The following is a 24,725-nucleotide window of genomic DNA, read 5'->3' on the forward strand; positions in this document are numbered from 1 at the left end:
AGCTATGTCGAAATTCCTTTTTGTGGTCCCCCCGTTTTTTGGACATGTCAGCCCAACCTTAAGTGTTGGGGCTAGCCTCTTAAAGAGAGGCCATGAAGTGCAATGGGTATCTTTGGTCAATATAAAAGCAGAACAAGTTCCAGAAGGAGGGGTTTTTACTGTTCCGGCAATTTATTGGGATAAGCACGGTGAAGAAATCGAGCGGATTTTAATAATGCAGGATCAAGGACCGCTACTTTCCGGTGTTGAAACTTGGAAATTGGCGCTGGAAGATACTTACATTCCATTTTGTAAGATTATGTATCAGGGCTTGAATGATGTAATAAGCACATTTAAGCCAGATGTCGTCGTAAGTGATTGCATTACCTTTGCCGGTGGTATTTGTGCTTATCAACATGGAATACCCTATGTTACGACAACACCGGTACCCCCAGATTTAGGTGCAAATGCCATGAATAGTCCAAAGATATGGGAATGGCAACAAAATCTAATGTTCAGTTTGCAAAGAAAACTCGGAGTTGAGCGAAATGAATTAATTTTTCATTCCCGAAAACTTAATCTTGTTTTCACCTCACAATACTTTGCTTCCATAACAAAGCCCGAATCCCATATGCGATTCGTAGGCCCGGTTGCAGGACGTCCAAACAAAGTTGCGTTCGACTGGGATCGACTGGAAAAAAGTAAGGGGCCTAAAGTTTTCGTTTCTTTGGGAACTTTATTGGAAGATATTAGAAAGGAGTTTTTTTTAAAAGTCATTGAAGCTTTTAGAGATGAACCTTTAACCATCGTTGCCGCGACAAAACCGGAGATCATAGAAGATTGGCCCGAAAACTTTATTGTTCAGGGTTTTGTTCCACAATCCGAAGTGATGAAAAAAATGGATTTGGTTATTTGCCATGGAGGATTTAATACCGTTAACGATGCTATTTTGAACGAATTGCCCCTATTAATAACGCCTATTGCCTATGATCATTTTCATACTGCTGATCTCGTTGAAAAAGCCGGTTGCGGAAAAAAAATTCGTTACAAACGCATGCGGATTGCAGATCTTCGGAAGGCAGTATGGGAGCTCATCGAGCAACCCGATTATAAAAAACAGGCCGGCCACGTTAAACAGACTTTTCTCGCCGCGGGAAGTAATGATAGCGCAGTAATTTTATTAGAGCAAACAGCTCAAGCGGAGGATTTGATTTATAGTTAGCTACCATGCCGGATATTAACGTATATAGGAAAGAACGACCGCTTCTTTTTTTAGAACGAACGCTGGTTGGAGATGGAACTGAACCATTTAATGGCGTATTCGCTATTAGGTTGAAAGGTAAAATAGAACATGAATCTTTGGTCGCAGCCTTAGCCAAATTGCAAGCTAAATACCTTCAGCTTCAAATGGCAATCGCAGAGATTACATCACCAAAACCTTATTTTTTCATCCCGGACACCATTAGTCCTATTCCATTGACTGTAAAAGAGTGGCAACATGCCAATCAATGGCAGGAGGAAGCGTTGGCGGGACTTAGACTTAAATTTGACGTCGTGAAAGGGCCTATGTTTCATGTTAGCTGTTTGTCGAACCATGTAACTTCAGATCTTATTCTGTCTTTCCATCATTGCATATGCGATGGCGGAGGAGGCGTACTTTTAATACGTGAATTGCTGACTTTTCTCGATGGCAAAGAATCAAATATTGACAAGCAAAACCGATTGCTGCGAATCGATGATATCATCCCTATAGAAGTTCGTAAAAGTAAGATCAATCAAGTAAAAACCTCCTGTTTGTCCGGCCTTCTGAAAACCGCTTTATCTATATCGGCTATCTTTACTTCTACCAAGAACAGTGGCACCTTAACCAGAAGCCGGGATTATTTGCTCCATTCAAAATTAGATCGTGAAAGCACCTCAATCTGGGTTTCCATATGTAAAAAACACGGCGTTACGGTAAATACTGCAATTGGCTTGCTTCTGCTTAAAGCTTATGAAAAAGTGGCTGGACCGGAGTCAAAAAACAAAATTTCCTGTCCCGTAGATATCAGGAAGTTTGCTAAACAAATAAGAGAAAATCAGCTCTTCTCTTTCGGGATGGTACTGACATTAACCAATAAAAAGGCGAACCATAAATCATTCTGGCCTGAAGCACAAATACTTCAGACCGTGGTGGATAAACAAATAAAGGCATTAAAACCTTACGAGTTTCTAATGACCTTTGAAAAATTACATAGGGCTCTGCCCCGCATGATAAAAATGCTGACTTACGGAAAGGTTGGAAATGACCTTATGTTTTCAAATATTGGAAGAATACCATTACAAAATGAATATCAAAATTTCTCGTTGGAAACAGTGTTTAGCCCTATGGTAATTGGTCCTTTTGCTAATCCTTCTACCATTATCTGCTCAACCTTTAATGATGAATTGGACTTTTCCTTCGTATCAAATGAAGGCTTTTTACCTCAAGAAAAAGCAAAAAGCATTATTGAATTTGTACGAAATGAGATGATTTTATTAATAACCTCAGCAAAGAAAAACCATGATAACACAACGTAGATTATCTGTTGGAGAGCGGATCATGTATGTGGCCGAAACAGAAGCCATCAATTGCATTTTTCCATTTAGCTTAAACGGTTTGTTCAATCAGGACCAAATCCAAGCGGCACTCAATAAACTTCAACAAAAGCATCCACTTTTACGTGCCGTCATTAAACAGGTAAATGGGTATCCATCGTTTATTTTACCGGAAAATGCACCGATTATTCCGATCACGATATATGATCGGTTCAATGAAACTCAATGGTTAAATTTAATTAAGAAAAGCTGGCAAGACTATTTCAATGTAAGTCAAGGCCCACTTGCTAAATTAATATGGATACGTGGCAATCCGACGTCGGATTTTATACTTATTTGTCCACACTGCATAGCGGATGGTGTTAGCATTACGGCCGTTTTACGAGAGTTCCTTCTTTTGCTGGATGACGTTAGCAAGGATATCGGTGAATCACAAGCCTTGGTTGGAAATGATTTGGTGTCGCATAAATTATCCACTATCAGAAGAGTCCAACTAAATTTGAAAGCTTTGATAGGAAAGTGCGCTGCCCATCTATTTTTACCAAAGCAGCTGGATAAGAGCAAAACAATTGACTTGAATAACACCTATATGGTGCGCCACCGCTTTTCATCAGTTGATACCCGAAAGCTCCTTACTTGTTGTAAAAAGAACCAGGTTTCTTTATATACATTAATGTCTGCGGTATTTTTTGACGTTGGAGCGCACGCTTTTCCCAAACCAAAAGGGAAATTAATATGCCCTGTAGACATCAGAAAATATATAACTAGTTTAAAAGAGGACCAGCTTTTTGCTTTTGCGCCAATTGTTGACCTTAAAAGTAGCAAAAATACATCCGTTTGGGAGCATGCTAAAGATCTAAAGCAACAGTTACAAGTCGGTTTAACTAAAATCAATGCTAATGAAGTTGCCTACATAAATGCACATTTTCAATCCATCGTTCTCAAACTATTAAATCATTTACGAGTAAACGAAGGCTCACATGATTTTACCTTCTCTAACATGGGCAATCTAGCGATCCCCTCACATTTTGACAAGTTCACGGTTGAACAAATCTACAGTCCGACTGTAGCATTCCCATGGAAAAACCCGAACACGATGGTAATGAGCACATATAACAACGTTTTAGATATAACATTTACTTCAAATGACGCAGTGTTACCCCAAAAGGATGCGAATCAATTTTTAGAACAGGCAATACAAAAACTCAGCAGTCTAATAGAAGAAGAGACGATCCCTACACCAATTAATACGGTTAATTCATGACGACGCATCCAGCAAAAAAAATAAGTGAATATAAAGCAATCCGAATATTCATTCGCAAAAAGCTTATTTGGTATATGTTACCTAATTTAGTATTCAACGGTTTCATTCCTTATTATAGTTTTGAGAATCCTGCTTCTGTTGCACTTTTTAAAGGAGAGTTCTGCTTCGCTCGATTTATATTACCCATGGCTTTATTTATTCCGTTGGCGATTACCGTTGATTTTCTGAAAAAGGCGACTGAATTTATAGTAGCTACTCCCTTGGGCCTGGAAGGAAAATTAGATAGCTTAAACACCTCTTTGTTTTTACGATTAGGACTTTACAATGGTTTAACGTCATTAGCAATTACCTTTATTGGATTACTGTTTATCCACTATATCGTCCCTCCAAAGTATACCTTTGACGGTGCGCTATTGGCTTGTTTTAATGCAGTTTTTGCTTGTCTGATAGCCGTTTACTACACTTTTTGGAGTACCCATAAACTGAATTCGCTAATACAAAAATCCGGTACGGAAATAAAAGGTCAATAGAGGCTTTCTTTACTTCTAAAAACAATTGGCAACCGAAGTTTGTATTAAAGCAGAGGCTTATATGGTTTATACTCTTTAATTTGTCTAATACGTGCCCTGGAAATCAATAGAAAATGCCAGCTTAAATGACAAGCCCCGGAAAACGCTCGGCACGGTAGACGCGGTCGCGCTCATCGTGGGAATTGTGATCGGAGCCGGCGTATTTAAAACACCTTCGTTGGTGGCACTCAATACAAGCAATGACACCTTATTTCTACTTACCTGGTTAGTAGGAGGAGCGGTTTCCCTTATAGGGGCATTGAGCTATGCAGAATTGTGTGCTACCTATCCGCATACAGGGGGCGATTATCATTTTTTATACCGTGCATACGGAAAACCTCTTGCCTTTTTATTTGCATGGACAAGAATGGTAGTCATTCAAACAGGATCCATTGCGTTACTTGCTTTTATTTTCGGTGACTATGCAACGCAATTCTACACAATCGGCCCCTATTCTGAAGGAATGTATGCCCTTGCGATCGTTATAACACTAACCGTTCTAAATATACTGGGGCTCACTTTTGGTGCTATCGCACAAAAGCTTTTTACGCTGTTGGAAGTAGGCGGCATTGTATTGATTATCATTGTCGGTTTGTTCGTTACCCCTACAATAGAAGCGTCGTCTCTGCCGATTAAATCTGATATATCTACCTCTTCTTCTTTAGGGATGGCAATGGTGTTCGTACTATTAACCTTTGGTGGATGGAATGAAGCCGCCTATATTTCGGCTGAATTGAAAACGGGGGCTAAAGGCATGGCTAAAGCGTTGGTTTGGAGTATTTTGATCATTACAATTGTCTACCTTCTTGTCAATTACACCTTTATTTATGTCTTAGGACACGAACGAATGGCTTCTTCCGATGCGGTCGCAGCCGATTTAATGCGGTTTATATGGGGAGAAAATGCAGCAAAATTTATAGGCCTGCTTGTTGCCATCTCCGCATTGACTTCTGCAAACGCTACCATCATTACAGGAGCTCGTTCAAATTATGCACTCGGTCAGGATTTTCCCTTTTTTAAGAGTTTGAGCCAGTGGAATCATCGAACGTCTACCCCTGTTAAAGCCTTAATAATACAAGGAATAATCGCTACTATTTTAGTGTTGTTAGGATTAATGACTCGGAAAGGTTTTGAAACGATAGTTGACTACACGGCACCCGTCTTTTGGTTCTTCTTTTTGTTAGTCGGCGTGGCAGTATTTATTCTAAGAAAAAAAGACCCTCAAATAACACGCCCATTCAAAGTTCCACTTTATCCTGTGCTCCCCGCCATCTTCTGTATAAGTAGCTCCCTGCTCCTTTATAGCAGCTTAGCCTATACCGGTGTGGGGGCTATGTTCGGCGTATTCGTATTATTTATTGGATTTATCGTTTTCAGTCTTTTTCGAAGGTAACAATTTTGAAAAAATAAAAACTATTGTTTTTTCAAAACGTTAAGAAAATCAAGTTGTTAACTAAAATCCAATAAGATGAAGGCAATTACAGTTCTTTACGGTATGTTGATGCTGGCATTCATGGTTCCAATTACCATGCAAGCCCAGCAAATGATCGACAAGGATGTTCCCTACGTACCTACTAAACAGGAGGTGGTGGAAGCGATGTTGACCTTGGCCAATGTAGGGCCAAACGATATGTTATATGATTTGGGTTGTGGGGACGGTCGTATAGTAGTAACAGCCGCAAAGAAATTCGGCGCCAAAGCTGTGGGAATTGATATAGATCCGGAACGTATTCAAGAAGCACGCGAAAATGCACAAAAAGCAGCTGTAGAGAATAAGGTTGCCTTTTTACAACAAGATCTGTTCAAAGCCGATTTCAGTAAGGCTTCGGTGGTTTCGCTTTATCTATTGCCTTCTGTTAATATGAAATTACGTCCAAAATTACTCCAGTTAAAACCTGGAACACGCGTTGTTTCACATGCTTTCGATATGGGTGACTGGAAGCCCGATAAACAAATGGTAGTGGGTAACTCAACTATTTATTTGTGGACAGTTCCTGATGTCAAATAGTTATACACTTTTAAGTTTTTTGTAAGGAAGAATATAAATAAATTGACAATCAAATTTTGATTGCCTATTTTGCATACTATTCAACCAAATTAAGTATGCGAGTTTCTCTATTTTTTTTGCTTTTGTTAGTCATTTTGACCCATGGATGCACTCAGTCAACCAATGACAATCAGGAGAAAATTTCGAGTTTAAATGGCGATATCCCATTACCCGCTCAAGTTAAAAAATTAAACGGCACCGATATACTCTATGTTATTGATAAAGAGAGTACATTAAAGGATACCCTTATAGACAACGTACAATGCTGGAGAGCAAATGGGGATATGTTCTTTAAGATCGATCGAGAAAAGTATCCCGTTTATATCTATACAAGCTTAATGAAATTGGAGGTAATGGCGCCGTCAACCTTTAGAATAGCTGCTTATGATCGTGATCAGGGACAATCTGTTGAGTCACTAACCGGAAAAATAAAAATAAGTAAAAATTATAGTTCTCCTTTTCCGGAACCCGATACGCTACAGGAAAACAACCTATACATGGTAAATAAAAGCATCGATTTATCTGAAAAAGAAGATCTTGAGGATAAAAGACTGCAACATTGGTGGGAAAAAGTTAATGAAAACCAATAACAGCCTTTTAAACAGTTTATAAACAAGACCTATAGCCTCGTCGTAACCGACAAAGAACATGTATTAGTGGCAAGACCAATCATGAAATATATTATTTAGAATAAGTATAAATTAAAGTAATAGCTTATATTTGTGAAAATAATAGCCAAATCATGATTGTAAAAAGTAGAATTGAAGGCTTACAGGATTGGTTATTTATAGAAGACATACCCGACACCTGTCTTCCAAATAGCCCCCTGAACGAAAAAAAGACCGTCATAGAACGCCATCCTATTCATATGGCCAACTATCAGCTTTCTACCGGCGGTCTATTCATTCTTTATTCCGAAATGAGTTTCAAAGGGCCGGTTCGCATACATACAGAAGTTCAAGGCGAAACCGTTACAAGCCAATTTGTATTCTATCGGCATCAGGATAACAGAAAAATCAAGACATCTTTTCATGGCAGGGGGCGGCATAATGTACGCTACATACCTTCCTTCGTAGAAGATTACGAACTACAATCGGGTGCTGAATACGATTACTTCCTGGTTGTTTTATCAAAAGATTTTTATTTCAGGCTGATTGCACCTGAATCCGTTTTACATGAAGATTTTGTACAAAAGATCAATAAGGGGCAATATACATCTTTTGCTCACGACGACATGTTTGTTACGCATGAAATGCTCAAAGTTATATCCGAACTGAAAGACAATAAACGTACCGGTGAATTACGCCGCATCCATACGGAGTCCAAAATATCTGAGCTGCTTGTATATCAACTAGAGCAGCTAAATGACAGCTTTATAGAAGAAAGAGAACCATTAGCTAGTGACGACGTTGTTAAATTGCTTAAAGCAAGGGCTATTCTAGACGAACGTTACGCACAAGCTCCAACGCAAAAGACCTTAGCTGAAGAGATTGGCATGAGTGAATCCAAACTGCGCCAGTCATTTAAAGATTATTTTTCAATTACCATATATGATTACCTAACGAGGGTTCGGATGGAAAAAGCCCGGTCACTTTTACTGGATGAAGGCAAAAGTATAGCCGAAGTAGCCAATGCAACTGGATATAACCATCAACAGAATTTCAGTGCCGCCTTTAAAAAATATTTTGGGATCGCACCGAGTGATATTAGGTAGTAACCTCCGTATGACCAATCGCAATTGGATAAAATAGCGAGTTGAAACGGTTAATATCAAGATTTATTTGTTTTGGAATAACTATTGGCTGCAAGGTTCTCTTATTAACCATCACATCAACTTCCGTGCTAAAAATAGCGTAAATATGGCTAGGTGTCAAAACCTCAACCGGCGTACCATCCAGCCATTTTCTGCCACCCTTTAGCATGAGGATACGATCAGCGTATTGTGCTGCCAAATTGATTTCATGCAATACAGCAATAACCATATAACCCCGTTGGCTAAATGCTCTGGCAATTGCCATTGTCTGTTGCTGGTATTGAGGGTCTAAGGCAGCAACAGGCTCATCCATCAATAAAAGGCTTTCGGGTTGATCCCAAATTTGACACAGTACTCGGGCATATTGGACGCGTTGCTGCTCGCCACCCGAAAGCGATAGATAAGACCGATCTACAAGATGGCTGATACCACATACCTCCATCGCTTCCTCCACAGCAATGAGATCTTTTATATCCGGGCGAAACCTAAAATGTGGATACCTTCCCATAAGAAGAACTTCATTAACTGAGAAGTTTAAATGTACACTATTGTGTTGCTGGAGAATTGTCCTTTTCTTGGCCAGTTCTTGCGGTAAATAGGATGACAATTCCTTATCAAAAAGTAAGACCTTACCTGATGTTGGCTTTTTTTCTCCGCTCAGGATATTTATTAAGGTCGATTTTCCGGCGCCATTCGCACCAAGAACGGCCAGTAATTCTCCTGGTCGGATCTGAAAGCTGATGTCACGCAGCAAATGATGTTTTCCAACCTTATAGTTCAAGGCAGTGGCTGTAAGCATAATGAATTTATGTTAGCTAAAGAGTTTTTTCTTCTCTTTAATAAGTATAAACAAGAAAACGGGTGAACCCAAAAGGGCGGTAATTACGCCAATCGGCAATTCAATCGGAGCCGCTAAAATGCGCGCCAGTACATCCGCTACGGCCAAAGTAAGTGCGCCAAATATTGCAGATGCCGGTAATACAAACTTATGATCAACTCCCCCCACTAAACGAATAATATGCGGCACGAGTAAGCCAACAAAACTGATAATTCCGGATACAGCTACCGAAGCGCCAACAGCCATCGTGGCCAACACCACCACTTGCATCTTCACCCGGTTAGGGTTTAATCCCAAAATGCTAGCCTGTGTCTCGCCCAAAGAAAAGGCATTCAATGATTTTCCTAAAAACGGTAAGATAATTAAAGGAATTAGAATGAAAGGAGCAGCACTCCCCACTGTCTGCCAAGTGGCTCCACCCAAACTACCCAGCATCCAAAATGTAATGGTACGTAATTGTTGTTCGTTCGCCAAATAGGTCATTAGCCCAGTCAACGCCGTAGCAAAGGCATTAATCGCGATGCCGGCAAGTAACATGGTGGCTACATTGGCACGACCGTTGGTCCGTGCTATATTATATACCATGAAAGCGACGACACCAGCTCCGATAAAGGCTCCGAATGATAATAAATAATATCCAAACAGACTACTTAATCCCGCAAGTAAACTTAATTCCAATGTGATGACAATAACCGCCATAAGAGAAGCACCCGCGGAGATGCCTATCAAGCCAGGTTCCGCAAGTGGATTACGGAATATCCCCTGAATGGCAGCACCGGATATACCAAGTGCAGCTCCTACGAGTAGTCCCAATAGTAAACGCGGAAGTCGGACAATATAAATAACGCCTTCACTGGTCGCATCCACTTGTCCTTTGAAAAAACCTAACAGCTTAGCCAAAATTGTCATCACTTCACGCATGGAAATCTGAAAAGCTCCAAGTGTTAACGAAAAAAAAACAATCAACACTAGACCGCTGATCAGTAAAGCATATATAACTGACTTTCTCATGTTCACTTTACCAATTCCTTATGTAGTGCTAAAATCGCATCAGGTAAACGAACCGTAAAGTTTGTAAGAAGTTGACCATCCATATCAATAATGCGCTCGTTCTTACCGGCCTTGGTTAATTTGATGCCTGGCATCTTTAAAACGGAAGCCTTTCCGCCGAGGCTACTCAAACCGAAGTTAAACATCAGTATGATATCGGGATTAGCCCTTACCATAGCTTCTGTGGTATAAGGTTTAAAATCTGAAAATTCTTGAATGGCATTTTCTGCACCTGCTAATCTGATAATTGCATCAATACTACTGCCTTTACCTGCCACGCTCATTGTACCCGTACCTCGTGCATATATAAATAACACTTTCTTTTTCACTTGTTTAGACGCTTTGACTGCCGCTATTGCAGCTTGAAGTCGCCTTTCAGTTTTTTGGGCAAGTATCTTTCCCTTTTCAGGTATATCAAGTGCGTCTGCGACGGATTGGATAAATTCGATAGCTCCCCGAGAACTGTACTGTTGATCAAAAATAACTAAACGTATGCCGGTGGCTTTCAGTTGATGCTGTATTTCTTTGCTAACATGACCTTTTGGCGCTAGTATTAAGTCGGGCGCAAAAGACAATAAACCCTCCGTAGAAACCGATCGGTTCCGACTGACCCGTGGCAACTGTTTGACATAAGCAGGATAAATACTCGTCACATCCGTCGCGACAAGCTTGGCGCCAAGCCCTAAGGCATCTACAGTCTCCGTCAGCGCACCACTAAGTGTTATAATCCTGTTTGGAATTGCATAACAGGAAGAAATAATGCAACCCATTAAAAAAGTAAGAAATAATTCTCTTTTCATATATGTTATTGATACACGCAAAAATTACAACGCAAAACAAACGTTATTTAGAACAATTACAAAATACGAAAGCTTCATATTCAATGCATTCTTCCGTTTATGGCGGAATTCATACAAAATAAGGCGTTTCTCATACAACCTTTTTAATGGATTATCTCAACATTTGTATCATTATTTAGAATGATTAAAAATAATATTGAGGCAAAAATGCTCAGATTCTACATGTTTATGTTTTGCTTGTTTCCTTCAGTTGTATATAGCCAAGTCAAAGGGGGGCTAATTGGTTCGGTTTCTAACGAAGAGGGACAAACTATTGCTGCTACTTTAACTTTAAACCCCGATAATCATTTAATAGCGATAGAGAGTGATGGTTCCTTTAAAATCAATGATTTATATGCTGGAACCTACACCTTAGCTATTACCCGTATAGGCTATAAAAGCTATACGCAATCTATAGACATCAAAGAGAATGAGACTACACATATAAGAATAATACTAATAAAAGACGAACATGCTTTAAATGAAGTAGCCGTTACCGATAAGCATATTCAAGAGGATAACCTTATCTCGACGATTAATTCGGCCATGCCGGTAACCGTTATAACACGTAGACAAATTGAATTGATGGGAAGTCGACGATTGGATGAAATATTAAAGGAACAAACGGGCATTGCCATCGTCAATAACATTGCCGGGGGAAACCGTTCGGTAGGCGTTCAGTTACAAGGTTTTTCTTCAGAATATGTCATGATTTTAATAGATGGACAGCCTATGGTTGGCCGTAATGGAGGAAGTTTTGATTTGTCGCGGATCAGCGTAATGAACATTGAACGTGTTGAAATCATCAAAGGAGCCGCATCCTGTCTTTTCGGAAGTGAGGCAATGGGAGGTGCCATCAATATTGTTACTCGCCATGGCGCCCTACAAACGCAAGGAGCGGCATCCTTGCGTTATGGATCGCTTAATATGCTAGATGCCACCTTAGAAGGCGAAACACCTTTTGCATCCAATCGAGGGGAAGCCAGCTTATCCGCCAATTTCTATCACAGCGATGGATTCAATGTAAACAGTCGGTATCAAACTAGGGGTACTACCGTGCCGCCGTCAGACAATTATACCTTACAAGGCCGAGTGCGTTATCGTTTAAGTAAGAACACGAGCATTGGTGCAAGCGGGCGTTATGGATTGCGGGAATCAGTGATGACACGTGGATATGGAAGTGATACCTATAAAGATGATATGAATGAGGGCGATATCAACGCCTCAACCTATTTAAATACTTCTTACCAAAATGGCTTGCAATCCCTCAGCCGTTTTTATTTCACGCATTATACCTGGCATTCGAAAATCATATGGGATACCGGCTCACCGGGTGAGCAGAGCAATTTTTCACAATCCATCTTCCGCTTAGAACAGCAATTCGCTTATAATAGAATTACCGATTTATCATTAACCAGTGGCTTTGGCGGTACACTGGAAACGATGGAAGATCAATTACTTGGTGATGTTCCTTCTATGAAAAATGGGTTTGTATATGGTCAGGCGGAATGGCAGTTAACGAATCATCTACAAATCTTAGGGGGTGGTCGTTATGACTATCATGCATACTATGGTGGTCGCTTCAATCCTAATCTGGGGATTACTTATACTCCTGCTCACTTTGTAACACTCAAAGCGGCCTTTGGTACCGGCTTTAAAACACCCGATTTTCGTCAACGTTTTCAAATTTTCACTAATCCGCTCGTTGGCTACACGGTATTGGGAGCAGACATTGCCAGAACACAATTAACGGCCATGCAAGAGGCTGGGCAGCTGAGTGAACTGCGAAATTATACGTTCAATAAATTACAACAAGATGGCCTACAGGCTGAACAAAGCAATACTTTCAACCTGACTGCGACAATTGCTCCTTCAAGTACGTGGCAGGTAGAGCTGAGTGGTTTTTACCATCACATAAAGAACCAAATCAACAGTTTTCAGGTAGCCACGGCAGGCGATGGACAAATGATCTATTCCTATTTAAATCTTCCAAAGGTTAACAATAAAGGCTTCGAGGCTTCATTTTCTTATAGACCTTTACCGGATTTGGATCTTTCAATAGGTTACCAATACCTGGTTTCCAAAGACCTAAGCGTGAAGGATAGCATTTTAACGGGGAATTGGCCATATTACACTCTTCGCAATCCTACAACCGGAGAAACTTTTCGCTCGGAGACTTCCGACTACTGGGGATTGGAAAATCGCTCACGACATATGGCCAATCTCCGTGTCTTTTATAACTATCAGCCTTGGGACCTTGGACTTACTTTTAGGTTGAACTATCGTGGTAAATATCCTTTTGAAGATGCTAACGGAAATTACTACATCGATCGATTTGACATTTTTGTTAATGGTTTTTTGCTCTTCAATGCATCAATTGAGAAAAAGATATTTAAAAAACACCTGACTCTGCAAGTCACAGCCGAAAACATCGCTAATTACACCGATTATCTGATGCCCGGACAATTAGGCCGTGTCGTGTTAGCGGGAGTAACTTATCGATTTTTTAAAGAGGGATGATAAACTATGAACGAGGAATGATGAATACGGATAATCATTAACCAATAACAAACAGCCAATAACTAAAGGCTAAAACGAATACTAATAACAACATGAAAACAATAAAATCAAGATGCCGGTGGTTCCGATACCTAAACTGGCTATTCGATGCCGATAGAAGATTATTTTTAAGTGTTGCTATCGGCCTATCGTTAATAAGTGGCTGCAGTAAAACAGATGAAGCAGTAACTCCAGGTTACGAAGATGGGAAAAGTACAATCATATATGACCTGGCAGGAGATACAGATGCATCCATGTCGAATGGTGTGGATGGTAAAGAAAAACGACCGTTTTATACTTTTCTTTATCGTCTAAGCGATAGGAGACAAATTTGGATACGTGATGCGGCCGACTCGGCCCGCTATTTTAAAACAGCCGAATGGGATCTGGCCTTCACAGGGCCTTACAATAGCGAGATTTATGTCAATAATGCCGGTGACGAATTTAATCCGGGATTTGAAGGTCCGGCAACACAGACCGCTGTTGTAAAGTACGACCGACCTTATGCTTCCGTAACCGAAGCCCCATCCGATGAGGTATTTAATCAAAGTAAGGTCGGTAAAATCGGTTGGGCATCAGGAGAAAATTCGAATGGTTGGTTCAATTATAGCCTTAACACGCATTTGGTAGTACCCATTAAGAACAGGGTATATGTCATTCGTCTTGCCAGTGGTAAATACGCCAAGCTTGAGCTTATTAATGTATACAAAGGTAATCCGCCATCAGTAACTGATCTGAATTGGCCGGCACCTTATTATACCTTCCGCTATTTTGTTCAAGAGGATGGGAGTAAAAATCTTACAACTAATTAGTCATTTTCAAAACATAGAAAAGTATGATACAAGTACCATATTCTTTAAACCGTAAATCACAGATAGTCTACATGATTTTTTGTCTTCTATTTACGATCGCTTTAGTAAACACATCTTGCTCGAAGGACAATACAAGCCCCGTGGAAGAACCGAAAGAAGAGGAGCCCGGTGAAACAGTCCCATTTTACACTTTGCAACGAGTGGAAAACCTAGCGATGGAAACAGACGATGAGAACCCCACCTCGGCAAAAACAGCCGTACTTTTCTCTTTGGAGGATAAGAAAGAAGTGCAGCTGACCTATGCAAAAACACAGCGTTGGGATGTTTCATTCACCCACCTGTATAACAGCTTCTTAGGTGCTAATAATGGTCAAAACAGCACCAGTAATGGATATGGTGGTGCCGGTCAGGGAGGGATTCTGGTGCTTGAACAAGCCTTTGACGAAGTAACAACCATTCCGGCAGACAATCTATTTAAAACCGGAAGCGGAATCGTGGGCACCGATATTGCCGGGGACTTTGGCGAGGGGATAGGCTGGTATTTATATGATTTCAGTGGAACAATAGTAGGAGATGGAAGTTACGACAAACAACACGTGGCCTACGCACTTAGTAATCCTTTAACGTTAACGAATGGAACAGTCGTAAAAGCTAGAACCATTGTAATTCGCACAGCAAAGGGTAATTATGCCAAAATCAGAATGATCAGTTGTTATCAGGATGCTTTCACGTCTGATAAATGGTTTAGAAACACTCCCCATATGTTTTTCACCTTTGAGTATGTTCTTGTCCCCAAAGGCAGCACCACCTTTGAAATTAAATCCTAATCTATATATTTGAAATGAAACGAAAGTCAGCAAACCTATTTTTCATTATTATCGTTTTTCTAAGCCTCAGTGCCTGTACAAAAACAGCGAATCTTCCTCCACTTTCCAACAGTAAAATTGTAGCCTATAAAGTACCTGTAGCAGATGGTACTATTTTAGGAGCAATTGATGAGAGCGATAAAACGATTACTGTTTACTTACCATTTTATTATCAATTAGATGTTATCGATCCCGAAATAACCGTAGCCGATGGTGCCCGCTTGCAAGAGGAAGTAAAGCCTGTTGCTGTATTGGACAGTTCTATCACTTATACCGTAAAAGGGGCTGATCAGAGCACGGCTACGTATAAACTTATCATTGTGTTACAACAAATTGCTCCCTTAGTTATTCAAGAACTTTCGAGTGAAACGGCTATTACAGCATGGGGCGTAGGAGCTTCTAACATTGTACTTCGTGGCAATTTTAACACCAATGATCCAGCCAAGATTTCAGCGTACCTAGTGAACGAAGCAGGACAAGAAACCGCACTTTCTGCCAATACCGGCATCGGTCCTGCCAACGTAACGGTCTCAATAATTGGCAACGAAAAGCTTTATACATTCGGTAACTTACAAATACCGCAAACATTAGATACGGGTTTATATAAGGTTAAGGTTAAGGTGCAGGCCTTATCAGCGGAAAGTCAGTATCCCGTGCGATTGACGTACCAGCAACCCGTTATAGATCATCATACCATTACTGTAAGGGGTGGGGATAATTTCACCATAAAAACGACTTCCAATGTCTTCCACGATTTTCGGGAATTTAGCATTATCGTAAATGGCGAAAAGGTATTACTACCAATCGAAAGCTATACGCGTACCGAAGCCGTGATTCGCGTACCCAACAGTGTACCTCCTGGACAATACTATCCGACAGCATTTTTCGGAACTTTTAGTCCATTCAGCACGAATTGGCCCATAACCGTTGTCAGTGAATAAGAAAACAATCCGGGCATTGCCTATTAGTTATATATAAGTTTAATTAAAAAAGAAAAAATGAAACAAAATATCTTAAAATCAATGGCGGCATTCGCCTTTTTAGCTTTAACATTTACTGCTTGTAATAAATCAGAAACAGCTGAGCCGAATTTGGCATTAGAACAAGAAACGGCGGTTATTCCTGTTGGAGGAACTGCAACGGGTGGCTTTACGAACACGGCTACCACGCCTTCGGCATCGGGCTGGGGAAATGTAGGATATAGCCTTTTCGATAATGCCGTTAGCACCAGTGGAAACGAGGTCGTATTTAACCAGAATTTTAACGGCAATATCACCGAGGCAAATGGCTATAATTTAGGTTACATAGATCTCCCTAGTGTAAGCAACGTATCGGCAATAACATTGGCTAATTTAAGTACAACCAATTGGAGCGTTACCACATTAGGAAGCAATGGCGCGGTAATCGGTTGGTATAACTATAACTCAAGCACCAGGACTATAACACCGGTAGCTAATCGTTATGCTGTAGTGGCTAATAACACTAATTTGAGCACCGCAACTGAGGTCTTCGTTGTGCAGTTAACTTCCATTGTAGGTACTGGAACCGGCCCTTACCACACGGACGTTGATTTCTCCACTAAAAGATTGAAATAAAACACCCTACTTAAAATACTGAAACAGGGTTATACATTCGCGTGCAAACCCTATTTCAGCAGTATTTAGCAGGCTTAGCCTGCAAGTTTTAATAAATGCCCGGATTGTTCATGGTATTTATTGAGGCAAAGATAAGGAATAGAATGAAAAAAAATTGACTTACAATTATTTACATGAAACCATTATATAGCTGTAAAAAAGAAATGTACCCTTTTAAAAATTTCGTAAAGCCTTGGTGTCTTGTTAGCTTAATATGTATTGCATTTTCTTCGTGCAAAAAGGAATACATAGATTATCCCTATGCGGAGATTATCAATTTCAGTATCATCGATGCCAACGGCGCTGTGCTAAAAGCAGCTGTTGACAATAACGAAATCATTATTTATTGGCCACCCGAGCAAGCTGTTCCCGAAACCGTGACGCCTACGGTGACAGTATCGGAGCGAGCTAATGTACAACCTGCCTCCAATACGCCGATAGCTTTTACAGACGGTACAAGTTTTACGGTTACTGCCGAAGACGGAACAGCCAAGGTATATAAACTAAAACGAATCATTAATGTACCGAAACCTTATGTGACGGACTTCAGTGGCATAACAAGTTACAACGATAAAAATTTCATATTAGTTGGTGATCAGCTTAGTTTCGCCGGAGATTATTTCAATACAACGGAAGGGCAACTGAAAGTCTTTTTTCTCACAGCAGATGGGCGAGAAGTGGAAGTACCTATTTCCAATAGTACATCGCTAAATATTTGGGCTATTCCAGATGAAATGACTGTCGGCACCTACACGTCTGTTCGATTAGAAAGTGCTCCGTATACCATTACTGTAGAAAGAGATTTTGAAGTAATTGAAGATCCGCGGCCAAGTAACATACCCTTAAACGAAGCCATTACATTGAAAAGAGGAGAAGAATATAAGCTGGCGGGGAAAAACCTAGACAAAGTAACCCAACTGCTCTTGAATAATCAAAATTCCAGAACTTATATACCGGTAGAAATAGTAAACGTCTCATCCGATGAAATTACGTTAAGAATTCCGGTTGATTTCCCACTAAACACCTATCATTCGGTGCGATTTATCTATGAGTCCACTCCTTATTTCTCGGACACGATTAATACGCTTTCTTTAAACAATACTCTTACGGTGACAGAGTAATAGTATATGAATATCATTGAATGGCTACTAAAGAGAAAAGAAACAATTCATGCGTCTAATTAGCAAGATATTATGCTATCCGTTTTTAGTAACAATTCTTTTTTCCTGTAAAAAGGAGGATTTAGGATTAACAGACGAAGTAGTTTCGCCAACAACCGGTACACCGGTGGAGTTTACATTGGATTCTATTTTCCTTTACGCAAAACAAGTGTATTTATGGCGTGAAACTTTGCCCAGCTATACTGAATTTGATCCTCGAAATCGTTACGGAGCTGTCAGTCCTGAATTAAGGGCTTATAAATCGGAGTTATACGATATTTCACAGATGAACGTCAACCCTCAAACAGGCAATTCTTATGAGTTGCCTGTATATGCAGGCAGTCCTAAATATTCATACCTGGAGCACGGAACTCCAAACAATGGCATCTCAACAATGGCCACTATAGCGAACACCGGTTCGGAGTTCATGCCTCTATATAAGGTTGTTGAAACTGATAATAAAAAAATCGGCTATCTTTCCCTCGCCTCTTTTCCCGCTCTTACTGCCATTAAAGAGCAATTGAATGCTATTTTCGCTTCCTTCGCTAAAATAGGGATTACCGGCCTTATTATTGATCTTCGATCAAATGGGGGTGGTTATGTTGAGACTGCCGAATACCTGGCTAATTTAATCGTGCCTTCCAACTTAACCGGAAAGGTCATGTACAGTGAGAAATTTAATGACCTGATGCAAAACGGAAAGGCCACCATCCTTAAAAATCAATTATATAGAGATGCCAATGGTAACGCAGTGCGCTATAAAGAGCGTTTAGCTACCATGGCGGATGTGAACTATAGCAAAAGCTTCAATACCATTCTGTTTCAAAAAGCCGGCAATCTCGAAACGATTAACAATGTTTATTTTATCATTTCCGGTAATACCGCCTCAGCCAGTGAATTATTGATCAGTAGTTTAAAACCTTACTTTGATGTTAAGCTTATTGGCCAAAAAACATATGGTAAACCGGTAGGCTTTTTTGGTGTTCATATTGGTTCTTATACCATTTATCTCAGCAGTTTTATTTTGCAAAATGCCGTGGGTTGGTATGATTATTTTGAAGGGATGCAACCAGATGTGACAATAACTTTTTCTACCGATACTTCCTTGGGTAATCTAGATGAACCAGGATTGTATACCGCTCTTTCCTTAATAGGAGGTAGCTTCAACTCGAGCAGCTTTTCAAATCGAAAATCTTTTACAAGCAGTAGTCACGAGGATATGAACAAAGAAAATTCATCTACAATTCAAACGAGCCTATCGGGAAATTATATACCTATATATAAAAAGCAATTCAAGCTGAAATAAACAGTGCGCCAGTTGCCATCATGCTAATAAGGCCTTTACAGATGGGCTGGTAAAAGCAAGGGGAATTGAAGTGATATTGACTCAACGATTTCGCTGTTATCGCTTTGGTTTAATCCAAACATGCGCAAAACCGAAGAGCGAAACGATGAACTCATGAACTCCTTTGAAAACAAGTAAACGTGGTTAGGTTAAGGCGGTGCCCGTCGCTAAACTGATTTATTTACCCAAGCTTGAAGCAAACACAACGACAGTTAAGATAAAGGTGTGTAAGTTTACAGCAATAGTCGATTGCTTTACAACAAAGTTGATCTAATTTGCAACAAAAGTAGCTGCGTTGATTAGAAAAACCTTCGCTTTTGCAATTAACTTTCGTTGAGCTACAAAAGACTTAGTTGTTTTTATAGCAAAGGTTCGCAACTTTATTATAGTGTTCCATGGAGCTCGTATGAACATGGTTACAGCTATAAGAAACTTACGAATGGTTGCAACAAAATTATGTGAGTTTATGACAACTTTAGGTAAAGCTGCAACAAATGCAAATACTTCTGCAATAATAGCAGTACTGTTTACAGTAAAAGTGCTTGCGTTTATAACGAACGCACAAAAAGTTATTGCAAAGTTGGCCATATTTAATTTAATGTTACCTAAAGATATTAAAAACTTACCGGAGTTTACTTCCGTCTTACTTAAGATAGTTATAAATTAGGTAAGATAAACGTCTTCTTTCACTTGCAGTCGTAGGTCAACCGTCGACGAAATTGATACAAAATTAAGCGGATTGCATACAGACTTTATTTTCAAATTTTACAATCTTTGTTTCAGTCGATCGTTTAATTAGATATCGGTTATCGGTCATATTAACAACAAATAACGAATAACAAAATATGTTAAGTACTAAAATAAAAGAAGCTACAAAAGCACCTCATCAACAATTGGAAGGCGTAGTAGTGAGAAAATTAAAAGCAATCAACGGTGATAAGGATTATGCTGAATTTCTAAAATTTTTCTACGCCTATTTTAATGCGGTAGAAGAGGCTATCAAGCCCTATATTACAGACGCTGTTTTACCGGATTATAAAGAAAGAAGAAATTCCGGCTACATAAAAGCCGATATAGAAGCTTTAGGCGAAAGTACAGATCAGCTACCCGAAGTAGAAGCTCCTACTATAACAACGGTTCAAGAAGCCTTAGGTGCGTTATATGTGTTAGAAGGTTCAATTATGGGAGGAAGTATCATTGTTAAAATGCTTGAAAAGCTTGGCATAACAAGGGGATTGTCCTTCTTTTCAGGCTATGGAGCAGAAACCCCACAGAAATGGAGCATATTTGTAACTGTTTTAAATGCGCACGCTAAAAATGAAGGAGAGGAGAACCTAGCCATTAAAGCCGCCAACAACACTTTTTCGCTATTTGGAAGAACATTTGAACGCGAAGAAGTGGCTTAACGCGTAAATGATTTTAAAACCTAACAGAAAGGCCGAAATAATTCGGCCTTTCTGTTTATTACTTAAGGTAACCGTTATAATCCGATTATTCTACGTTGACAACTGATTTGCTATTGCTTGGGGTAGCCTTTGTTTTCCCTCTGTTATCACGTGCCATTCTCGAATAAAGTGACAATTTTCTATCAAAAATAAACCTTAATAATAAACGCGTATAAGATCTGTGATGGCCCAAGGAGTCATAGTAAGGACCTGCAATTTCCTTAATTTTTGGCAAATTGTTCCATGGAATTGATGGGAAGTCATGGTGTTCATTATGATAGCCGACATTTAAATTGACAACATTTAATACCCCATAGTAGCTTTTTGTTTCCTGATCTTCATCATGGGTTAAAAAATGCTCTTGAATCCATCGAGCACCAAGTGGATGCAACCCTACCGAGAAAAAAAAGCTGGCAACTAAATAAACCACTGCTTTCCACTGCCAGAAATAAAAAATCAAACCCATAAAGATGAGCTGTACGAGATAATTCAACGCTACCCATTTATCAAACATCTTAATCTCTTTGCTCATCCGTCCCAAGCGCGATGCTTGAACAATAGGATATAAAAGTAACCATAGTGCTTTTCCCAGCGTAGAGTTGTTAACCAGCTTTGCCTCCCATTCACTGGGCATATCAGCATCCAATTCCTCGATGCCCTGAAAAGCATGGTGTTTCAAGTGATACTTCTGAAAGGATACTGAACTTGGGAATACGAGGGGTAAATTTGCAAAAATGCCTGAAAGTGTGTTAAGCACTCTATTTTTGAAGATCAAATTGTGTGAACATTCATGGATACAAATAAATAATGTATGACATGCAAAAGCACCAATTAAATAAGCACATGGGAAGATAAACCACCACGATTCATCATACAAAATCCATGACATGGCTATTTGTATACCTACACATAGGACTATCACTAAAAAGGTATACGGATTTCTACCTATTAAATGTCGAATTTCGGGATGACTGGATATGATTTCTTTGGTTCTAAGTTTATGCGGTTCACAATTTTCCGACCAGCTAAAGCTCTTTTTCTTACTCATTTATACACATTAGGGTTTGTTCTTAATAACGTGTAAGATATTGCAAAAGTATTAGAAATGCAATTTTTTTGTAAAAATTCACGAAATTATTTCTCTTTTTGAAATCAAAACGATTAATCGACACACAATCATTTCTTATTCAATAAATTAGCCTTTTCCTCAGCACTTATATCTCCTTTTTTATCCCTATTTCTATTGCGAAGCATATAGATAAGACTCGATTTTTGCGGCAGTTTTAGCGCAGGCAAAACAGCTAGCAGGATAATAACGGCCGTTATTAGAAAACTATTTTGCAAGGCGAAATGTTCCGCTACTTGATCCGGGTATTGGTTTTCCAAATAACGATCATATATAAATGTATGTATAACTGCACTTACGGCTATTCCAATGGAGCCTCCTACCTGTAGGAACAAACTGTTCAGCGCCGTTGCAGTTTGCGTCTGATTTGGTTTAACAGCATTGAGAAGTGCTGTAGAAACCGGTGCTACCAGTAGGCTCATGCCGAGTCCTCTTATCGCCATCGTAAACAAAATAAACCATACGGAAACACCGATATCAATTCTAGCCAGCATAAAGAAAGAAATAGATACTATTAAAATACCGCTAATTGATATATTTCGGATCATTCCTTTATCGGCTAATCTACCCGATAATGGCCTGCTTACCAGCATAATTAATGCGTTTGGCAGCATTAACAAACCGGATTCAATTTCGGTATAACCTAACAGTCCCTGAAGCAAAAAAGGTAAAAAGAACATGCCGCCATAAAGAGCCAAAGATCGAATAATCGTTATCGTAGCAGCAACATTAAATTGCCTTATTCTAAAAACATTCAGGTCGAGCAGTGATTGGGGCTTCTTTGCTGACTGTACAAAGAAGTACAGCATCAAAAGTGTAATCAGGAGGCCAACGAAAAATGAAACAGATAAAAAGCCTTGCTTACTGATCGTCGATATCGTGTATTGTAAAATGATAATAAAGATTGAAAAGAATATAAATCCCCTTACATCAAACCTACTTTCCTTATCCACTTGCCGCTTTAAAAAGCTTAAGTAACGTATTGAAAAAAAGATCGTTAAAGCCCCGATCGGTATGTTAATATAAAAAATAGATTCCCAGCCCAAGTAGTGCGTGAGTACTCCACCAAGTGTTGGGCCCAAGGCGGGGCCCATCACATTTCCCATTCCCCACCAACCAATTGCAGTACCCCGTTCTTCTTTCGGAAAGGTCTCGCTTAAAATTGCCAGCGAAGTGGGGGATAGCGATCCGCCGCCTATAGCCTGTATTATCCTGGAAATAACTAGCATGTCCAAACTTACCGAAAGACTACACAATAAGGAACCAAGGGTAAAAATGACAATACTTCCAAGAAACAAATAATAGTAGCCGAAGCGTTTCTTTAGCCAGTTCGTCAAGGGTATAAAAAGCGAGAACGAAATCATATAGGCGGTGATTACCCATTCAATTTGGTTAAGATCAACCCCGAAATCATTTCGCATTACCGGCAAAGAAACGTTTACAATGCTACTATCAATTGCGGCCATGGACGTAGCCATCATTAATGTAGCGAGTACAAAGGACCTGTTTATTAACATGTTTTGCAAAGATACTCAAATCGTATATAAACTCTAGTTGATCAACTTCATATCTCATGCCGGTTTATATTGAGATTAATCGGCGCTTTATTCTCGAGAACTTCACCCGATAATAAACATCTTACCCCTTTAACTGTTAAAAACATAGTTGCTTAACTGAACTAATTTAACTTGAACGCTATGTTAAGAGATTTACTGAACGATTTTTTAGCACCATGTGATATACAGATTAACGGTTCCAGACCCCACGACTTACAGGTTGTTGACAGTCGATTCTATAAAGAAGTTCTAAAACGAGGTTCGCTCGGTTTAGGTGAGTCATTTATGCAAGGCTGGTGGGTTTCAAACGATATTGAGGAACTCTTATATCGTTTAATCCAAGCTAATTTAAGTGACAAATTTAAAAGAAAACCAACCCTATTCTGGTACTATCTGAAATCAAGGCTATTTAATTTACAGAATAAGAAAAGATCGATAGATGTAGCCTTAAAGCATTATAACATTGGCAACGAACTTTATCAATATATGCTCGGAAAAACGATGATGTATTCTTGTGCCTATTGGAAAGATGCCAAGACTCTAGAGGAGGCCCAAGAAAGAAAACTCGATCTTATTTGTAAAAAACTGGATTTATCCGCCGGTCAAACTGTTTTGGATATAGGTTGCGGTTGGGGCGGTTTTGCAAAGTTTGCAAGTGAAAATTATGGTGTTACCGTAACAGGAATCTCCATTGCCGCGGAGCAGATTGAGTTTGCCAAGACATGGTGCCATAAGTTGCCCGTTGAATTTAGATTGCAGGATTATCGCGACTTGGATGAAAAATTTGACCGTATCGTTTCCATTGGAATGTTCGAGCATGTCGGATACAAAAACTATCGCATCTTTATGCAAACAGTGCATAATTGTTTAAAATCCAACGGTCTCTTTCTGCTTCATTGTATTGGTGGAAACGAGGCTTCAACAGCAACTGATCCGTGGATACATAAGTATATATTTCCAAACGGACTAATACCTTCACCAAGGCAATTAACCGCTGCCATGGAACCTTATTTCACGTTGGAAGATTGGCATAACTTTGGTCCTGATTACGAGTTGACCCTGAATGCCTGGCAAGAAAATTTTAAAAACTATTGGCATTGCATAAAAAACAGTTATGACGATCTCTTTTACAGGATGTGGCTGTATTATTTAAATGTAAGTGCAGCTTCGTTTAAAGCCCGTCATAATAACGTTTGGCAATTGGTCTTATCAAAAAAACGGAATATAGCCCGCTATTTCTCTGTACGTTAAGAGCCCATTCCGAGGATGTCTAAAAGCCGTCTTTGTGGACCGACATGTTTAGTTC

At 39.6% G+C, this 24,725-nt stretch carries 23 protein-coding genes; 18 read left to right on the plus strand and 5 right to left on the minus strand.

What is annotated here, in order from left to right; translation table 11 throughout:
• Positions 1-4: 4 nt before the first annotated feature.
• From M1D52_RS13000 to M1D52_RS13035, 8 genes are all read left to right on the plus strand, one after another.
• Positions 5-1,201: a glycosyltransferase gene (locus M1D52_RS13000; RefSeq protein WP_437392760.1), complete on the plus strand. Its 1,197-nt coding sequence runs from the start codon at positions 5-7 to the stop codon at positions 1,199-1,201.
• A gap of 5 nt (positions 1,202-1,206) precedes the next feature.
• On the plus strand, positions 1,207-2,538 hold the full coding sequence (locus M1D52_RS13005; protein ID WP_437392761.1) for a condensation domain-containing protein: 1,332 nt from the start codon (positions 1,207-1,209) through the stop codon (positions 2,536-2,538).
• Positions 2,522-3,820 carry a condensation domain-containing protein gene (locus M1D52_RS13010; RefSeq protein WP_437392762.1) on the plus strand — a complete coding sequence of 433 codons (1,299 nt, stop codon included), beginning with the start codon at positions 2,522-2,524 and terminating at the stop codon, positions 3,818-3,820. The genes M1D52_RS13005 and M1D52_RS13010 overlap by 17 nt, the downstream gene beginning before the upstream one ends.
• 74 nt (positions 3,821-3,894) lie before the next feature.
• Positions 3,895-4,350, plus strand: a complete 456-nt coding sequence (locus M1D52_RS13015) for a hypothetical protein (protein ID WP_157622258.1) — start codon at positions 3,895-3,897, stop codon at positions 4,348-4,350.
• Between the two features lie 91 nt (positions 4,351-4,441).
• Complete coding sequence (locus tag M1D52_RS13020; RefSeq protein ID WP_437392763.1) at positions 4,442-5,782, plus strand: APC family permease; 1,341 nt, start codon at positions 4,442-4,444, stop codon at positions 5,780-5,782.
• Positions 5,783-5,857: 75 nt separating this feature from the next.
• Positions 5,858-6,397 (plus strand): SAM-dependent methyltransferase, encoded by a 540-nt coding sequence (locus M1D52_RS13025; RefSeq protein WP_013666959.1) that lies wholly within the window; start codon positions 5,858-5,860, stop codon positions 6,395-6,397.
• 95 nt (positions 6,398-6,492) lie between these two features.
• Positions 6,493-7,026 (plus strand): hypothetical protein, encoded by a 534-nt coding sequence (locus tag M1D52_RS13030; RefSeq protein WP_437360754.1) that lies wholly within the window; start codon positions 6,493-6,495, stop codon positions 7,024-7,026.
• Positions 7,027-7,178: 152 nt separating this feature from the next.
• On the plus strand, positions 7,179-8,150 hold the full coding sequence (locus tag M1D52_RS13035; RefSeq protein WP_013666957.1) for a helix-turn-helix transcriptional regulator: 972 nt from the start codon (positions 7,179-7,181) through the stop codon (positions 8,148-8,150).
• Here the strand turns inward: M1D52_RS13035 and M1D52_RS13040 are convergent.
• From M1D52_RS13040 to M1D52_RS13050, 3 genes are read right to left on the minus strand one after another with little or no spacing between them, the layout of a single operon-like run.
• A complete protein-coding gene (locus M1D52_RS13040) occupies positions 8,143-8,991 on the minus strand; it encodes a heme ABC transporter ATP-binding protein (protein ID WP_437393128.1) in 849 nt (282 codons plus the stop codon). The genes M1D52_RS13035 and M1D52_RS13040 overlap by 8 nt on opposite strands.
• Positions 8,992-9,000: 9 nt before the next feature.
• A complete protein-coding gene (locus M1D52_RS13045; protein ID WP_130855972.1) occupies positions 9,001-10,038 on the minus strand; it encodes a FecCD family ABC transporter permease in 1,038 nt (345 codons plus the stop codon).
• 2 nt (positions 10,039-10,040) lie between these two features.
• Positions 10,041-10,877 carry a heme/hemin ABC transporter substrate-binding protein gene (locus M1D52_RS13050; protein ID WP_437392764.1) on the minus strand — a complete coding sequence of 279 codons (837 nt, stop codon included), beginning with the start codon at positions 10,875-10,877 and terminating at the stop codon, positions 10,041-10,043.
• Between the two features lie 180 nt (positions 10,878-11,057).
• Between M1D52_RS13050 and M1D52_RS13055 the strand changes: the two genes are divergently transcribed.
• From M1D52_RS13055 to M1D52_RS13095, 9 genes are all read left to right on the plus strand, one after another.
• Positions 11,058-13,436: a TonB-dependent receptor gene (locus tag M1D52_RS13055; protein ID WP_437392765.1), complete on the plus strand. Its 2,379-nt coding sequence runs from the start codon at positions 11,058-11,060 to the stop codon at positions 13,434-13,436.
• A 92-nt stretch (positions 13,437-13,528) separates the two neighbouring features.
• On the plus strand, positions 13,529-14,287 hold the full coding sequence (locus M1D52_RS13060) for an HmuY family protein (protein WP_437392766.1): 759 nt from the start codon (positions 13,529-13,531) through the stop codon (positions 14,285-14,287).
• A gap of 23 nt (positions 14,288-14,310) precedes the next feature.
• Entirely contained in the window at positions 14,311-15,114 is an 804-nt protein-coding gene (locus M1D52_RS13065) for an HmuY family protein (protein WP_149105706.1), read from the plus strand.
• Positions 15,115-15,128: 14 nt separating this feature from the next.
• On the plus strand, positions 15,129-16,094 hold the full coding sequence (locus M1D52_RS13070; RefSeq protein WP_437392767.1) for a hypothetical protein: 966 nt from the start codon (positions 15,129-15,131) through the stop codon (positions 16,092-16,094).
• A gap of 57 nt (positions 16,095-16,151) precedes the next feature.
• Positions 16,152-16,748 (plus strand): hypothetical protein, encoded by a 597-nt coding sequence (locus M1D52_RS13075; protein ID WP_013666949.1) that lies wholly within the window; start codon positions 16,152-16,154, stop codon positions 16,746-16,748.
• Between the two features lie 173 nt (positions 16,749-16,921).
• Entirely contained in the window at positions 16,922-17,908 is a 987-nt protein-coding gene (locus M1D52_RS13080) for a hypothetical protein (protein ID WP_157622257.1), read from the plus strand.
• Between the two features lie 49 nt (positions 17,909-17,957).
• Positions 17,958-19,253, plus strand: a complete 1,296-nt coding sequence (locus M1D52_RS13085) for a S41 family peptidase (protein ID WP_437392768.1) — start codon at positions 17,958-17,960, stop codon at positions 19,251-19,253.
• Between the two features lie 478 nt (positions 19,254-19,731).
• Complete coding sequence (locus M1D52_RS13090) at positions 19,732-19,959, plus strand: hypothetical protein (RefSeq protein ID WP_130855978.1); 228 nt, start codon at positions 19,732-19,734, stop codon at positions 19,957-19,959.
• Positions 19,960-20,137: 178 nt separating this feature from the next.
• Positions 20,138-20,698, plus strand: a complete 561-nt coding sequence (locus M1D52_RS13095; protein WP_289553109.1) for a biliverdin-producing heme oxygenase — start codon at positions 20,138-20,140, stop codon at positions 20,696-20,698.
• Positions 20,699-20,783: 85 nt separating this feature from the next.
• On the opposite strand, the gene M1D52_RS13100 is transcribed toward M1D52_RS13095, so the two are convergent.
• The gene (locus tag M1D52_RS13100) at positions 20,784-21,785 is read right to left on the minus strand and encodes a fatty acid desaturase (protein ID WP_437392769.1); all 1,002 of its coding nucleotides are present in this window, start codon (positions 21,783-21,785) and stop codon (positions 20,784-20,786) included.
• Between the two features lie 128 nt (positions 21,786-21,913).
• A complete protein-coding gene (locus M1D52_RS13105) occupies positions 21,914-23,380 on the minus strand; it encodes an MDR family MFS transporter (protein ID WP_130855981.1) in 1,467 nt (488 codons plus the stop codon).
• 180 nt (positions 23,381-23,560) lie between these two features.
• On the opposite strand from M1D52_RS13105, the gene cfa reads away from it, so the two are divergent.
• A complete protein-coding gene (cfa, locus tag M1D52_RS13110) occupies positions 23,561-24,670 on the plus strand; it encodes a cyclopropane fatty acyl phospholipid synthase (RefSeq protein ID WP_437392770.1) in 1,110 nt (369 codons plus the stop codon).
• Positions 24,671-24,725 lie beyond the last annotated feature (55 nt).

The organism is Olivibacter sp. SA151 (genome assembly GCF_054130995.1).

Coding starts and splice junctions, on each gene's coding strand:
- cfa (WP_437392770.1), top strand. CDS start 23,561: ATGTTAAGAGATTTACTGAACGATTTTTTAGCACCATGTGATATACAG.
- M1D52_RS13015 (WP_157622258.1), top strand. CDS start 3,895: ATGTTACCTAATTTAGTATTCAACGGTTTCATTCCTTATTATAGTTTT.
- M1D52_RS13030 (WP_437360754.1), top strand. CDS start 6,493: ATGCGAGTTTCTCTATTTTTTTTGCTTTTGTTAGTCATTTTGACCCAT.
- M1D52_RS13035 (WP_013666957.1), top strand. CDS start 7,179: ATGATTGTAAAAAGTAGAATTGAAGGCTTACAGGATTGGTTATTTATA.
- M1D52_RS13050 (WP_437392764.1), bottom strand. CDS start 10,877: ATGAAAAGAGAATTATTTCTTACTTTTTTAATGGGTTGCATTATTTCT.
- M1D52_RS13010 (WP_437392762.1), top strand. CDS start 2,522: ATGATAACACAACGTAGATTATCTGTTGGAGAGCGGATCATGTATGTG.
- M1D52_RS13005 (WP_437392761.1), top strand. CDS start 1,207: ATGCCGGATATTAACGTATATAGGAAAGAACGACCGCTTCTTTTTTTA.
- M1D52_RS13060 (WP_437392766.1), top strand. CDS start 13,529: ATGAAAACAATAAAATCAAGATGCCGGTGGTTCCGATACCTAAACTGG.
- M1D52_RS13070 (WP_437392767.1), top strand. CDS start 15,129: ATGAAACGAAAGTCAGCAAACCTATTTTTCATTATTATCGTTTTTCTA.
- M1D52_RS13105 (WP_130855981.1), bottom strand. CDS start 23,380: ATGTTAATAAACAGGTCCTTTGTACTCGCTACATTAATGATGGCTACG.
- M1D52_RS13080 (WP_157622257.1), top strand. CDS start 16,922: ATGAAACCATTATATAGCTGTAAAAAAGAAATGTACCCTTTTAAAAAT.
- M1D52_RS13025 (WP_013666959.1), top strand. CDS start 5,858: ATGAAGGCAATTACAGTTCTTTACGGTATGTTGATGCTGGCATTCATG.
- M1D52_RS13095 (WP_289553109.1), top strand. CDS start 20,138: ATGTTAAGTACTAAAATAAAAGAAGCTACAAAAGCACCTCATCAACAA.
- M1D52_RS13100 (WP_437392769.1), bottom strand. CDS start 21,785: ATGAGTAAGAAAAAGAGCTTTAGCTGGTCGGAAAATTGTGAACCGCAT.
- M1D52_RS13055 (WP_437392765.1), top strand. CDS start 11,058: ATGATTAAAAATAATATTGAGGCAAAAATGCTCAGATTCTACATGTTT.
- M1D52_RS13085 (WP_437392768.1), top strand. CDS start 17,958: ATGCGTCTAATTAGCAAGATATTATGCTATCCGTTTTTAGTAACAATT.
- M1D52_RS13090 (WP_130855978.1), top strand. CDS start 19,732: ATGGTTGCAACAAAATTATGTGAGTTTATGACAACTTTAGGTAAAGCT.
- M1D52_RS13045 (WP_130855972.1), bottom strand. CDS start 10,038: ATGAGAAAGTCAGTTATATATGCTTTACTGATCAGCGGTCTAGTGTTG.
- M1D52_RS13065 (WP_149105706.1), top strand. CDS start 14,311: ATGATACAAGTACCATATTCTTTAAACCGTAAATCACAGATAGTCTAC.
- M1D52_RS13075 (WP_013666949.1), top strand. CDS start 16,152: ATGAAACAAAATATCTTAAAATCAATGGCGGCATTCGCCTTTTTAGCT.
- M1D52_RS13000 (WP_437392760.1), top strand. CDS start 5: ATGTCGAAATTCCTTTTTGTGGTCCCCCCGTTTTTTGGACATGTCAGC.